Raw genomic sequence first — 13,189 nt, 5'->3', positions numbered from 1 at the left:
CCCCGAACGGGAGCATCCTCGTGATCAAGAAGGCCCTGCCGGTCGCCTCTCTTCTGGCTCTGGCCGCCGTAGCGATGCCTGTGGAGGCATCGGCAAGCGACGCCCCGACCACCACCGCCTCCATCAAGGGCTGGGGACGCATGGACTTCCCCGCACCCGGCAACGACGTCCAGGTCACCGTCGACGCCCACGGCACCTACACCAAGGACAGCCCGTTCTTCCCGACCCGTTCCTCGGGCACGTTCCGTGTGTACCACCGCATCGACCAGGGGAAGGACAAGCCTCCCTTCGTCAACTGGGGCGACTTCAAGGTCGACTGCCTGACCACCGGCGGCCCCACCGCGACCGTCACCGGAACCCTCGTCCGCACCGTCCCCGGCGGCCCCTGGCAGGAGCTCGCCGACCGGCACGCCCGCATGGGCGTCAGCTTCTACGTCGCGGGCAAGGGCGGCGGCCCCAGCCGGATCGGACTGTCCGGGATGCCGACGGCGGGGGAGGCACAGATCGCCAAATGCATGGCCCCGGCCGCCGATTCGGCCGTCATCAAGGGTGGCTACACCCTGAAGGGCAAGGGACCGCTGAACGGATAGTGGAGGTGTCCGAGGGATAGCCGCGGCTACCCACCGAACTGTCTCCGGGAGTGCCTCAGTGGATGCGGAAGGACGTCCCGGTCACGAGCGCGCCACTGAAGTCCACATAGGTGTTCGGGGGAAATGAGCGCTGGGCGCAGGCCAGCGTCCAGCAAGCGGACGCGGTGTACCGGCCGGTGTTGTAGGCGATGCGGTAGGGCCAGTTGCCGCGCGCGGTGCCTCGTGAGCCGTAGAAGCCCCGATGGGCGTAGGGGACGCGCCCGCTGAGGTAACAGCCGTCGCCCGAGTTGCAGCCGCTGCGCTGGCTGATGCCCTGGTCGGTCGACTGCGGCTTGACGGAGAGGATCCGGCCGGTGGCCGGGTCCAGCTCGACGGCCTTGGGGGCGCTGGAGTTGAGCAGAGCCTGCTCGGAAGCGGTCAGTGGCGGGATGGGGCCAGGGCCGGCCTGGGCTGGGGCGGCGAGGCCCAGGCCGATGGCGGCTGCGGTGGCGGTCAGCACTCCGACGCGGCGCAGGGCGGGGCGGGACATGACGTTTCGCACGAAAGGCCTCCAACGCAGAGACGGTGACGGAGTGTCAGAGTATGCGCCCGTCACTGTGGCGCGAAGGCAGAAGCAAGACACGTGCCGTGGCGACTCGGACAGGTCTGGAGGACGGTCCGACGGACCGCGTGGCCTCGCGCTCATCGCCAAGCCGGTGCCCGGGCGGTCGTTCACCGACCCGTGGAGGTGAGTCCGCCCGGGTAGGGCTCGACGTTCGGGCCTCGGCCTTTGTGGCTGCTGGCATGATCACCGGTCATGGGGAATTGGTTCATGCAGGCAGGTCATGGGGTGCGGTTCGAATGGGGCCCCGTCGGCGCGGCTCGTCTCGCGGAAGACGTCGCGTGTCTGGTCGTCGTCGACGTGCTCTCGTTCACCACGTCGGTGACGGTGGCGGTGGAGTCGGGCACGCACGTCATTCCCTACCGCTGGCGTGATGAGACAGCCGTGACGTTCGCCGACCGGATGGGCGCCAGCCTGGCCGTAGGACGTCGCGCGGCCACCGCGACGTCTCCGTGGTCGCTGTCACCGGCCGCGTTGCGCCAGGCGCCCTTCACTCCTCGTCTGGTGCTCCCCTCGCCCAACGGGTCCACCATCGCCGCCGCTGCCGGAGAATCCACCGTGGTCGCCGCATCCCTGCGGAACGCAAACGCTGTGGGGCAATGGCTGGCAGATCGGGGCTATGGAACGGCTGAGCGGCCCGTCGCGGTGATCGCCTCGGGCGAGCGCTGGCCCGACGGAAGCCTCAGGCCGGCGCTCGAGGATCTCCTCGGAGCCGGAGCTGTGATCGCCTCACTGCGCCGACACGGCAGAGACCGGCTCTCGCCGGAGGCAGTAGTGGCAGCGGCAGCCTTTTCAAGCGTTGCGGACGTCGGCACGACAGTCGCAACCAGCGCATCTGGGCGGGAACTCATCGGCGAGGGCTACGCCGACGACGTCGCCATAGCGACGGAGCTGGACGCCTGCGGGGTGGTCCCCGTCCTCACGGACGGAGCGTTCGCCGCCGCTGAGTGACGGGCGGTGCCCAGGGGCGCTGTGGCCGCCCCGCACGCCCACCGGACTGCTGCCCGTAGAAGGGCAGAGGCCCACTGCGCTGACCCTGCCCATGGGGCCCACGATGTGTCCGTCGTCACGCACTTGCCCAGCACTATTCGGGGAAGGAGCCAGGAAGTTGACGAAGCATGACGGGACTCGGCGGTGAACCGGTCGTCTCGTTGCTTGGAGGAGATGGAATGTCAAAGGCCCCCTTCGCTGCCTTGTCCAGCGCGATCGCGGCGCTCGGGACCGCGCTGGCCTTCCTCGCGGCCGAGTTGCGCGCGGACGGCTACGAGCAGTACGTCGAGTCCGTGTCCAGCGCCGCCGCCGTCATGTTCGTGACCGCGGGCCTGGTCGTGATGACGTGGGTCCGTGACGGTCAGGCGCGCTCCGACTGAGGAGGAGACCGGCGGCTCGGTCGGACAGGGAAGGCGGCAAGCCGTCAGTCGTGTCGGGGCGCGGCCGGCTTGTGGCCGGGGTAAACGTGATCGGGGCTCACGATGCGCGTGACTGCCTCGCCGAACAGCGTGCTGGGCTCTTGACCGTCGTGCAGGGCGTCGGTGTTGAGGATGATGACCATGGTTGCTCGCGCCTGCGGCAGGTAGACGGTCAGCGATTCGTAGCCGGGCAGCGAGCCGTTGTGGCCGATCCAGCCCTGGATGTTGAAGATGCCCAGCCCGTAGCCGTCACCCGGAATGTCCATCGGCGTGGTCTTCAGCCGCTCCGCCTGGGTCGCGGGTGTCAGCAGCGTGCCGGTGGCGAGGATGCGGGCCCAGCGGCGCAGGTCCTGAAGGTCGGAGATCATCGCTCCGGCGGCCCAGGCCCAGGAGGGGTTCCAGTCGGTCGCGTCCTCGATCTTTCCCGAGGCCGTCTGGTTGGTGTAGCCGTGCGCGTGCGGATCCGGGATGTCCCCGCTCGTGGGGAAGAGCGTGTGGTGCAGCCCGGCCGGCTTCAGGACGTCCCGCTCGATGACCTCGTGGAGCGGACGGCCGGTGACCTTCTCCACCACCAGGCCGAGCAGGATCAGATTGGTGTTGGAGTAGTCGAACTGTGCGCCTGGCTGGAACTGCACGGGGTGCTTGAAGGAGTAGTCGAGCAACTGCTGTGGTGTGAAGAGATGGTCGGGGTCGGCTTCGAGCGCCTTGTCGAAGTCGTCGTCCTCGCTGTAGTTGAAGAGCCCGCTGCGCATGCCCGCCAGTTCGCGCAGGGTGATGCGGTCTCCGTTCGGAACACCCTTGACGTACTTGCCGATGGGGTCGTCCAGGCCGGCCTTCCGCTGGTCGACCAGCCGGAGGAGGGCGGTGACCGTGAACGTCTTGGTTTCGCTGCCGATGCGCGTGTAGAGATCGGTCGCCATGGGGGCGCCGGTCGCCTTGTCCGCCACTCCGAAGGTCCGCACGTAGCGTCCCTTGTCGGGGGTCCACAGCCCCACGGTCACGCCCGGCACCTGCGTCTCGCGCATGACCTGGCGTATGGCCGCGTCCAGTTCCGCCGCGACGGCCGGGGTGAGCTCCGCGAAGTCCGTGTCATTGTGCGTGGAGGGTGCTGCGGGGACGGACTGCGCAGGAGTGGCCGCCCCCTGCGCGGCGCCCTCCGCAGCCGGGGCGACGAGCACCCCTGCGGCGGCAGCGGCCACACAGGCCCGGCACAGCCGAATGCGGGTCGGTCTCACGGCATGGCCTCCTGCCGTACGAGGGCAGAGCAGTATCACCAGCCTAGGCCCGCGCCACCCCGGTCGCGAGGTGAGCGATTCGGCTCCTGCCCGGTTATGCGCAGGTCGGCGGGGGCATGGCCACGGTGGTCACCGCTGCCCGCCCCGCAGCGCCGCCCGTACCAGGCTTCCGCCGCGCAGTGCGGCGCCGATCGCGCCGGAGGTGTCGTCCTGGGCTTCCTCGGCTTGCTCCTGTCGGCATGCGCGGCACAGTGTCTCCCCGTCCACCGGCCGGAACAGGCACGGGTGCGTGTGATCACCCCGGCACTCCCGCATGTCCGCCACGCGGGGCGCGGCGGGCGTTGCGGCACGCTGGTCGGTGAACGACGGCGGTTCGGGCATCTTGCGCACCAGCCGGTCACGCGTCAGGCCCGCCGGGGAGTTGATCCGATCCGGAAGCCCGGAGGTCAGCGCCTCGCGCAGCTCCCGCAACGTCGCCCCGCGCAGCAGCCATTCCGCTGCGAGCGGGGCGAGTTGCGCGATGTCACGGGGTGCCAGCCGCAGTCGGCGTTCGCCGCGCGCGACGGCGACGAGGGCTTGAGCGCCCCGCTCGGCCAGCGGGTGGGGAGGGTGGGGAGTCTTGGCGCCCGTTGTTTTCTCTTGGGAGCGGCCGACGGACGGACGGGTCGGCTCACCGACGGCCGGTACGGGTGCCGTCGGTCGGGCCCCCTTCCGTGAGGCCTTTGCTTCCTCCGCCGTCAGGGGCCCGTCGGAGATGAGCTGAACGGTCACCCAGCGGCCCCTCGCGCCCTGCTCGCGCCACTCGTGCACGTACCCCTCGGCGATCAGTTCGCGCTTGGCACGGATGAACGCCGTCTTCTTGATACCGGCTCGGTGGGCCGTCTCCGACAGTGACACGTCTGCGCTGTCGGGGAGGGAGAGCTGCCAGGTCAGGAGGCGTACGGCCTCGGCCGAGAGGCGGGGATGGCGGATGATCTCGTTCGATACCTGCGTGAAGAAGCGCGTGGGAGCGCTAGCATGCTTGAGCATTCTCGGGGAGCCTCTAGATCCTCGCGGGTGTAGACCCCCCTCACCGGTTGCCTCCGGCGTCGGGGGTCGCTTCGTTTACGGGACGCTAGCCCTGCGGGAGGGGCCGGGAAGCCGGATTCGGTGCTCCAACACTCGTTCAGGGTGGTTGTCCCGATTTCGGTTACGGGCTTCGGACTCCAGAGCTACGCTCGCCAGGAGTAGCTGATTCCGGCACTTCAAAGTGAAACCTGGTGGCAACAGTGCCTCCACCAAAGGAACTTGACCCGTCGCGCTCACTCGCGGCTCTGTACGGGGTGAAGCTGCGCAAGCTGCGTGTGCGAGTCGGCTGGACGCAGCGGGAGCTGGCCGAGAAGATCCCGCTCAACCACAGCCAGATCGCCAAGTACGAGCTCGACAACGAGACGCCCCCCGAGGACATCAATAACCTGCTCGATGGACTTCTGGGCGCTGACGGGGACCTGTCGGACCTATGGGTCCACGTCAAGCGCCAGCCGTTCCCGGACCGGCTGCGCAAGTACCTGGAGTACGAAGCCAAGGCAACAGCGACGGCCAGGAAGACTGCCTCGAAATCGCCGAAAACATACCCACCGGCATCGTCGCCGTCCGTGACAGCAAACGCCCCCACCACCCCGCCCTCACATTCCGTCCCACCGCGTGGCACACCTTCGTCACCGCCGTCCGGAACGGCAGCGGCTACGCCTCGGGAATCCGCTTCAGGTAGCGGTCCCAGATCTGCGCCCCTCGGAACGGGCCGTCCCCGCTGCTGTCGTACTGTGGCTCGTCGAACACGACCCAGTACTCCAGCTCGCCCTCCCGGGCCATGGAATGCCGCACAGGTCCGGGGGCGTAGAGGTCGTCAATCGTCCCTTGGAACGCAAGCTGCCACGGCCCGTCCCAAGAGCTGTCCCGGATGACCGTGACGCGAGTGCCGACGGCCATGGCACCCGTCGGCCAGCCAAGTGAATGCTGGGTGTCTTCTCCTCCAGAACCAGACTGTTTCGGCCCTGAGTCAATCGTCATGGACACACCCTTCCACACTCAGGTTCGGCAACCTCGTTGCCTGCGTGGCTTCTGACCTGTGTGATCACCCGTTGCGGTCATCACTCCTGGGAGTGATGCCACTATCCGGCGGCGGTCCTCCCCCCGGTGGTCCACCCACGCCTGAGCCGCTTCGGCCACGTCCGCGAGCCACGCCTCACCCGTGTTTTGTTCGGCAAGGCGACGATGCATGCGCAGATGGGCCACAGCGAAGACGTCGATCGCCTTCGGATCGGCACTCGACCATGCCGTGCAGTCGGCGGCCCAGGACTCGGCGGACGCGGGGCTGTGGCCGGCGGAGATCAGTTGCACGACGAAACAGGCCGGGTCGATGAAGCCGGGCCCGCGCGTGGGCCACGACCAGTCGATCAACCACGCGCCCGCTTCTCCTACCGTCAGGTTGGACGGGTTGATGTCGGTGTGCAGTAGGGCATCACCACGGAGAAGCGCCAACTCGTCTTCGCTGCTCGCGTAGGCGTCCCACCGATCTCCCCGCCAGTCCCGGGCGACGTCGGGCAACCCCAGGCTCGCAGCTCGGTTGAGGAGGTCAACGGCGAGTGGGAGGTCCGGTGAGCCCGGCTCGAAGGCAAGGCCGCGCTCCTCGATGGCTTCGAAGCCGAGGATGATCCACCCAGCGTCGTCTCCCTCAACGTTCCACAGCAGTTGGGGCGAGAGGGGCTGTACGTAGGGGTTGATTGCCCGTTCCCGGAGGATGGAGTCCTTCCGCCCTCCGGGGTTGTTGAACATGGCCTTGACGAAGAACTGCCCCTCCTGGCTGTCGATGATCGCAGCGAAGTCGGAACTGAACCCCCGGGCCGGAACCCGAACGTGGGTGACCTTGCCGGTGTACGGCAGGATCAGATGCCTGAAGTGGCCGTCTGGCAGGTCATCCACGTCGGGGCTCCTCGGTTACATCAGTTCCTGGGCTTGCAGTCGCTGCCCGGTGACCCCGGTCGGCACGCATCGTTCGGGCTGCACCTCGGGTCGCATGGGTTCTTCGGTACGCAGTCAGGGTTGCAAGGCTGGTTCTGCCCCTGGTCGTTGTCCTTGTCTTTCTTCCCCCAGTCGACTCGGAGGGAGTCAAGGGCCTTCGACAGAGCGGGGCCGCTCAGGATGTCGACGCAGGGGGTGTGGTTCGCTGTTCGTTAATGGCGACCCGCAAGGAACGGCAACAGCCCCCTTCCCGGCATAGCCGGAAAGGGGGCTGCGTAGCGTTCGTCCCCAGAGGGGCTATGCGGGCGAACTCAGCCAGTTCATACCCTCAGTGCGCTCGTGCGGAGGCGCCTTCGGGTGGGTGCTGCGGCGCTCGACGTAACGAGTGATCGTCTCCACCCGTCGAGGGTGAGGCAACGCCACCAGGCCGATGGATCCGTTGCCCCAGACGGTTACCCGCAGGACGAAAGTTCCGTCAGTGGACATCATGACGAATTCCGGGAACCCTGCCGATCCGAAGATTTCAGACCCGGCATCGGAGTGGTTACCAAAAATATCCCAGCTGTCCATGAGGCTTACCCTCGCCCACTGCGTTCTGGACGCCTTGTCTCCCGGTCCGCCCGGTACGGCGAGGAGGAACTCGCCGTTCTCGTCGAACAACCCCTCGTCCTCGGCCATGCGAAACCACGCAGAATTCGCGGAGTCCAGGAAGTCGGGGTCGTCCTTGGTGACGACGACGCCCCACCTCCCCTCGTCGGGGCGGCAGCCGGTGGCGACGAACGCGCCCCACGTGGGTAGGTGTGTACCCGGCTCTTCCATCCCGCACAGCCGCAAACCCGAAGCGGTCAGATTGCGCGAAATCTCGGCAACCTCCACGAAAGTTCCTCTCTCTACGGGATCATCGAGGCTTGTACGGGGTGATCTTGTTGTAGTTGTGGTTGACCACCCAGCCGATGTCCCCGTGCTTGTTGATGAGGATCCGGTACGAGTTCCCGCCGTTCTCGATGTCGTAGATTTCGGCGCCGCCCCACTTCCTTGCGATGGAAGGCGGAGTCGGATTATTTCCCCCTGTGCGTACCTCGAAGAAGTCGGGGTTCCCGTTATCGTCGAGGCGTTGGGGACGGCCCCTTTGGACGATATCATCGACGCCGTCGTGGACGATGTTCGGAGTTTCCGGCTCCTTCTTGGCACCGCCGCCGCCCTTGTTGCGAGCGTTACGGAGTGCCGTTCCGACGCCCTCGTCGATACGGCGGACTCCGTCGCCGATGGTGAACCCGCCGCCGACGATGAGACCGGTGCTGACGGCAATGGCCGGGGCTCCGGCCAGGCAGCCGATGCCGGTGAGGCAGAGGGCGCCGCCGGCGATGTCACCCGAGCCGCCGACTCCCATCATGAAGATGCCGAGAGCCGTTTCGCCGGCGCCGACGATGACGTCGGGGTTCAGGAGCTCCGTGGCGTAGTTTCCGACCGTCTTGGCGCCGTTCTCCAGCCAGTCGGGGATCCAGCCGTCGTCCTTGTCCTTGGCGGCCTTCTCGGCTTCGGCGTACTTCTTCTTCCACGCCTCCAGCAGCTTCTGGCGCCGCTCGATCTCTTCCTTCTGCTTGACGACGGCGATCGTGTAGGCCTCGGCGGATGCCTTGTCGGCGGCCTCCGAGTCCTTTCCGGCGGCGGTGGCCGAGCTGCGTGCCTGGTTGGCGGCGGTCCATGCCACGTCCGCGGAGCCACGTGCCGAGTCGGCTGAACTCTGCGCGCGGGCAGCGGAGTCGATGGCGTCGGCGGCGGCGCGGTTGGCGTCGTCCTCGGCCTGACGGGCGGACTTCGCCGATTCCTTGGCCTGGGCGGCGGAGGCTTCGGCCTCGTTCGCCGACTTGTTGGCGTCGGCGGCGTACTTCTTGGCCTGGCCGGCGGACTCGTCGGCCTTCTTCGCCCAGTCCTTGGCCTCGTCCGCGGCCCTGCGGGCAAGGGCGGCGACCCGGGCGGCCTCGGCGGCGTTCTTCTGCGCCCCGGCGGCGATGCCGGCGGCGCCGGCGATCAGGTGCTGGACGTCGGCGATGTGCGCCGCCGCGAGCATGTCCTTGCGCTTGGCCTGGTACTGGCCGGCCGCGATGAACCGGTGCAGCTGCTGCGGCGGGCCTTCGAGGGCGATGCGGGCCGCGGCCTTGAGCTCGGGGCCCCCGCCGCTGAGCTGGGTCGCCTGGACCTTCTCGTCGGTGGTGCGGGCGGTGTACTGGCCCGTGGTGAAGAACTCGCGGAGCTTGTCGGCGCTGCCGTCCTTGAGCGCGGCCATCGCCGCTTCCTTCACGCTGCGGCCGCTGGAGGTGGCGATCTGCGTGACGCGCACGCGGTAGTCGTCCAGCATGATCTTGTCCGCGCCGGACTCCAGGAAGGCGCGGACCTGCTGGGCGTCGCCGGTCAGCGCCTGCTGGGCCGCCGTACGGAGCTCGACCGTCCGGGGCTCGACCGCCAGGCGCTGGACGCGCGCGCGGTCGTCCTGCTCGGGGGCCTTCTTCCAGCCGGTGCGGAGGTAGTCGATGACGGTCCCGTCGGAACCGGCGAGCGCCACCTCGGCGGTGGCACGGCTCCAGGGACCACGGGTCTTCATCGCGATGACCGCGATCCGGCGGGCCTTCTCAGCGACCTGCTTGGTGTCCGCGCCGGACTTGGTGGCCTCGTCCGCGAGGCGTGCCGCCTCGGCGTCGAGGTCCTTGGTCTCTTGGGCCGCCTTGGCGGCCTTGGCGTTGCGCGCGTCGTCCTCGGCCTTGAGGTCCTTGGCCCGCTCGATCTCGGCGGCGGTGCGAGCGGTGAGCTCCTCGGCCTCGGTCTTGCGGGTGATCTCGAAGATCTTGTTGGCCTTGGCCACCGCGTTCGTGGCGGTGTCGGCGGCCTTCTTGGCCTCGACGGCGTGGGCGGTCGACTCCTTGGCCGCCTTGTCCGCCTCGCCGGCGTGCTTGGCTGCTTCCTCGGCGGCGTCGGCTGCCTTCTCGGCGTGCTCGGCGGCCTCGTTGGCCGCGTCCCGCGCCTCGTAGGCGGCAGCGGACGACTCCCGGGCCAGCGCCTCGGAGGCGTTGGCCGCACGGGTCGCCTCGCGTGCGTGGCGACGCGCGGAGGCCGCAGCGGCTGCTGCCTCGGCGGAGTGCGCACCGGCCGCGTCGGCGTAGCCACTGGCTTCGCCGGCCGCGTTGGCCGCGTCGTCGGCGTTCGCGCCCGCGGACGCGGCAGCCTTTGCCGCACCCGAGGCGGCGTCGGCGGCGACACCGGCTTGTGTGGCGGCCTGGGCCGCCATGCGGGCACCCTTGGCCGCGTTCCGCGCTTCTTCCGCCGCCTTGCGTGCGGTGGACGCCTGGCCCGCGTCGAAGGCAGCGGCGGCTGCGGCACCACGTGCCCGGGAGGCGGCTTCGGCCGCACCGGCGGCGGCGGATGCAGCCTGGGAGGCGGCGGACGCCGCTACCCGTGCGGAGTGGTTCGCGGAGCGGGCCGCGCTGATGGCCTGCTGCGCGGCGGCTGCCGCGCCACGGGCGGCTTCGGCGGCCCGGCCTGCGGCGTTCGCGGCGCGCTTGGAGTCCTTGCGGGCCTCGTCGGTTTCCTTGGCCGCCTTCAGGGCGGCTTCCTTGGCCAGCTTTGAGGCCTCGACGGCACGCGCGGAGGCTTCCTGCGCGGCTTCGGTCTCCCGCTTGGCCCGCGCGCCTGCGGCCTTGGCCTGCTCGGCCAACTCGGCGACGGAGGCGCGCTCCTGGTCCCGGGCGCGGGCCACGTGCTGGCCCACCGCGAGGAACTCGCGGACGTCCTCGATGGTGCCGCTGAGCGCGAGCTTCGCGGCGGCCTTGGTGGCCGGGCCGCCCGTGGTCGCGATCTGGGTGAGCTCGACCCGGTCGTCGGACTCGCGAGCCGGGTACTGGCCCTCCTCGAGGAACTCCTGCACCTGCTCCGGGCCGCCGTTGAGCGCGGCCCGGCCGGCTTCCTTGGTGGCGCCGCCGTTCTCGCTGACGATCTGCATGACGCGGACCTGGCGGTCCTGCTCCAGCGGGGCCTTCCAGCCGTCCTTCAGGAACGTACGCAGGTCATCGCGGCTGCCGTTGAGCGCCGTCTTGGCGGCCTCGCGCACGCCCCGGCCGCTGACCTCGAACAACTGCGTGAGAGCGACCCGCTCGTCGTGCAGCTGGACGATGTCCTTCTCGCTGCTGAGGAACCGGCGTACGTCCTCGTCGGTGCCCATGAGCGCGACTTCCGCCGCCGCCCTGACACCCGGGCCGCCCGACCTCCACAGCTCGACCACACGTCCGCGGTCGGTAGCGGGGATCGGGCTGTCCACGGCGGCCTCGTCGGCCGCCGCCGGGCTCGCGCCCAGCGCCCCCGCGGCAATAGAGAGCGAAAGGGCACCCGCGCACAACGTGCGTATGCCGCGCCCCCATCTCCCCCCAGATCTGTTCACGTTGATGCTTCCCATCGAATGCAACCCGCACGGTCAGGTCGGGTTCGCCGAATTTCGGCCGACAGAGCATAACTATGGCTTGATTCGACAACTGGAAGGCGATTAACCGGAGTTATTCGCTCCAGATTGAGCGAGGTGGTGGGGTGTATGTCATGAGCCCGTCATTCGGTTACTTGCGGTAGGTCGCCAAGAATCACGGAAGTGTGGTCTGAGTAACCGTCAAGATAAGGCAAAGTCAAGGCTGGTGGTAGATTGTGGGCGCCGCCTTTATGTCGCTCTTACGCGCGGTCCTGCCCGGCTGCCCGCGTTTTCGCTTCGGCGCCCCGGATTTTTTTGCCGTAAATTTTTTTCACGCCGTCGCCGAAGGCCCCACCCGCACCCCTAACGGCAACAGTCCCCGGCAAAGCCGGAAAGGGGCGGCGTTCGCCGACGGTGTCGGGGTACGCCGCCCTCGGTCGGGACGCGTTGCGGGAGGTGGTCCGCGCTGTCACGGCGGGGCCGGTGGGTCAGAGGCTGCGGGCGGCGATGTCGCCGTGGGCGGTGGTCGCGTGGATGTTCAGGGCGGCGTCGCCCTCGGCGTTCTTGAGCGAGTTGTGGATCCGGCCGTAGCCGGTGCCGGCGTCCAGGGAGGCGGAGACACCGCGGGCGGCGCCGACCGAGATGTCGCCCTGCTGGGTGCTCAGGGTGACCGTGCCGCTCATGGCCTCGGCGATGTGGATGCCGCCCCGCTGGGTGCTGATCTCCGCGGGACCGCCCAGGCGGCCGACCGAGACGTCACCGTCGAGAACGGTCAGGCGGACGCTCGCGGCCTCGTCGAGCTTGACCGGGCCCTGCGCGCCCTCGAAGACGACGTCGCCGAGCCGCCCGACGCCCCGGAACTCGGCGGCGGCCGCCTTCGCCTCGACCCGGGAACCCGCGGGCAGCTGGACCGTCACCTCGACCGACCCGGACGGGCCCAGGATCCGGTTCTTCGTCTCCGCCGTGGCCGTGATGCGCAGGACGCCGTCGCCGTACTCGACCGTGGTCTGCTCGGCCAGCTTCACATCCCGACCCTTGGAGGGGTCCGCGGGCCGGACCTCGACGACGGTGTCGGCGCGGTCGGCGGCGATGACCTGCACCCGGCCGGCCTGGATGTCGAGGACGGCGGCGATCGGGGCGGTGGTGGCGAACTTCTGCATCGTGCTCTCCTGTGACTCGTTGTCTGCGGCTCGTCGTTTCTGACGAAGGAAAAGCTACGTTGCTTTCCATCGCGCGGCAACAAGTTCGTTGCGCTAAATCAGCATCATCGCAGGTAGAAGCCGCAAGATCGTTGCGACGGCCTCGCGTTAAATGCAACGGGAGCCCCTCAGTTCGTTGCAATGGGCTGGGAGTGAACGCCATGCTCGAGGCGTCATGGACCACGAGGCGACCCCAGGCGGCACTGCCGAGCCGAGTTCGGGCGGAAAGCAGTGAGCCCGAGCAGCAACTGCTCGGGCTCACTTCGATGATGCGGTGGTGCCGCCTAGGCGCTCAGCGTCCGGAGGATCGCCGTCAGGCGGTCGTCCGGGTCGTCCGCGACGACGACGCCGGAGCGGTCGATCCGCCACCACGTCTCGTCCGGGACGAACGGCGCGCACTTCGTCGCGCCGTAGCCGTCCTCGGCCAGTCGGGCCAGGGCCTCCGACAGGCGGGGGACCCGCTCGTCGGAGAACGTGCCCCGGTCACCGGGGACGGAGGCCGTGTCCCCGTCGGGCTCGACCGCGATGTGGTTGAGCGAGCCCTCGGCGGAGAACCCCAGCTGTACGTCTCCGTACAGGCAGAAGACGGGGTCCTCGCTGGCGATGCCGTCCGGCTCTCCCCAGAGCGCGACGATGTCGCGGTAGTCGGTGCCGGGGACGGCCGCGCCCAGCTCTCCCGTGCGCATGAAGCGCAGGAGGGCGTTCATC

The 13,189-nt window shown here is 69.0% G+C and carries 13 protein-coding genes and 1 pseudogene; 5 read left to right on the top strand and 9 right to left on the bottom strand.

What is annotated here, in order from left to right; all coding sequences use genetic code 11:
• Positions 1–20 precede the first annotated feature (20 nt).
• Complete coding sequence (locus FHS38_RS11310) at positions 21–590, top strand: hypothetical protein (RefSeq protein WP_184733327.1); 570 nt, start codon at positions 21–23, stop codon at positions 588–590.
• A gap of 55 nt (positions 591–645) precedes the next feature.
• Here the strand turns inward: FHS38_RS11310 and FHS38_RS11305 are convergent, their stop codons facing one another.
• A complete protein-coding gene (locus FHS38_RS11305; RefSeq protein ID WP_184733326.1) occupies positions 646–1,131 on the bottom strand; it encodes a hypothetical protein in 486 nt (161 codons plus the stop codon).
• Positions 1,132–1,386: 255 nt separating this feature from the next.
• Between FHS38_RS11305 and FHS38_RS11300 the strand changes: the two genes are divergently transcribed.
• Together FHS38_RS11300 and FHS38_RS11295 are read left to right on the top strand one after the other, a co-directional pair.
• Entirely contained in the window at positions 1,387–2,142 is a 756-nt protein-coding gene (locus FHS38_RS11300; RefSeq protein WP_184733325.1) for a 2-phosphosulfolactate phosphatase, read from the top strand.
• Positions 2,143–2,360: 218 nt separating this feature from the next.
• Complete coding sequence (locus FHS38_RS11295) at positions 2,361–2,561, top strand: SCO3870 family protein (protein ID WP_184733324.1); 201 nt, start codon at positions 2,361–2,363, stop codon at positions 2,559–2,561.
• Between the two features lie 44 nt (positions 2,562–2,605).
• Here FHS38_RS11295 and FHS38_RS11290 read toward each other — a convergent pair whose 3' ends face one another.
• Entirely contained in the window at positions 2,606–3,835 is a 1,230-nt protein-coding gene (locus tag FHS38_RS11290; RefSeq protein WP_184733323.1) for a serine hydrolase domain-containing protein, read from the bottom strand.
• Positions 3,836–3,964: 129 nt separating this feature from the next.
• Positions 3,965–4,864: a hypothetical protein gene (locus tag FHS38_RS11285; protein ID WP_184733322.1), complete on the bottom strand. Its 900-nt coding sequence runs from the start codon at positions 4,862–4,864 to the stop codon at positions 3,965–3,967.
• Between the two features lie 230 nt (positions 4,865–5,094).
• On the opposite strand from FHS38_RS11285, the pseudogene FHS38_RS35240 reads away from it, so the two are divergent.
• Both FHS38_RS35240 and FHS38_RS11275 read left to right on the top strand, forming a co-directional pair.
• A pseudogene (locus FHS38_RS35240) lies at positions 5,095–5,322 on the top strand (helix-turn-helix domain-containing protein); the annotation flags it as partial.
• Between the two features lie 11 nt (positions 5,323–5,333).
• Positions 5,334–5,585, top strand: coding sequence for a DUF397 domain-containing protein (locus FHS38_RS11275; RefSeq protein WP_184733321.1), 252 nt, complete (start codon positions 5,334–5,336; stop codon positions 5,583–5,585).
• On the opposite strand, the gene FHS38_RS11270 is transcribed toward FHS38_RS11275, so the two are convergent.
• The 6 genes from FHS38_RS11270 to FHS38_RS11245 all read right to left on the bottom strand — a co-directional run bounded on the left by FHS38_RS11270 (position 5,558) and on the right by FHS38_RS11245 (position 13,188).
• Positions 5,558–5,803: a ferrous iron transport protein A gene (locus FHS38_RS11270; RefSeq protein WP_184733320.1), complete on the bottom strand. Its 246-nt coding sequence runs from the start codon at positions 5,801–5,803 to the stop codon at positions 5,558–5,560. The two genes, FHS38_RS11275 and FHS38_RS11270, sit on opposite strands and share 28 nt — an antisense overlap.
• A 99-nt stretch (positions 5,804–5,902) precedes the next feature.
• Positions 5,903–6,796: a protein kinase gene (locus FHS38_RS11265; protein ID WP_184733319.1), complete on the bottom strand. Its 894-nt coding sequence runs from the start codon at positions 6,794–6,796 to the stop codon at positions 5,903–5,905.
• A gap of 336 nt (positions 6,797–7,132) precedes the next feature.
• Positions 7,133–7,711: a hypothetical protein gene (locus FHS38_RS11260; protein WP_184733318.1), complete on the bottom strand. Its 579-nt coding sequence runs from the start codon at positions 7,709–7,711 to the stop codon at positions 7,133–7,135.
• Between the two features lie 22 nt (positions 7,712–7,733).
• A complete protein-coding gene (locus FHS38_RS11255; RefSeq protein WP_184733317.1) occupies positions 7,734–11,144 on the bottom strand; it encodes an ALF repeat-containing protein in 3,411 nt (1,136 codons plus the stop codon).
• A 626-nt stretch (positions 11,145–11,770) separates the two neighbouring features.
• Positions 11,771–12,442, bottom strand: a complete 672-nt coding sequence (locus FHS38_RS11250; protein ID WP_184733316.1) for a DUF4097 family beta strand repeat-containing protein — start codon at positions 12,440–12,442, stop codon at positions 11,771–11,773.
• A 323-nt stretch (positions 12,443–12,765) separates the two neighbouring features.
• Entirely contained in the window at positions 12,766–13,188 is a 423-nt protein-coding gene (locus tag FHS38_RS11245; protein WP_184733315.1) for a hypothetical protein, read from the bottom strand.
• Position 13,189: the final 1 nt, after the last annotated feature.

Source organism: Streptomyces netropsis (assembly GCF_014203545.1).
In the GTDB taxonomy this organism is placed as follows: Bacteria; Actinomycetota; Actinomycetes; order Streptomycetales; family Streptomycetaceae; genus Streptomyces; species Streptomyces netropsis.
This window is presented reverse-complemented; position numbering and strand designations above follow the sequence as displayed.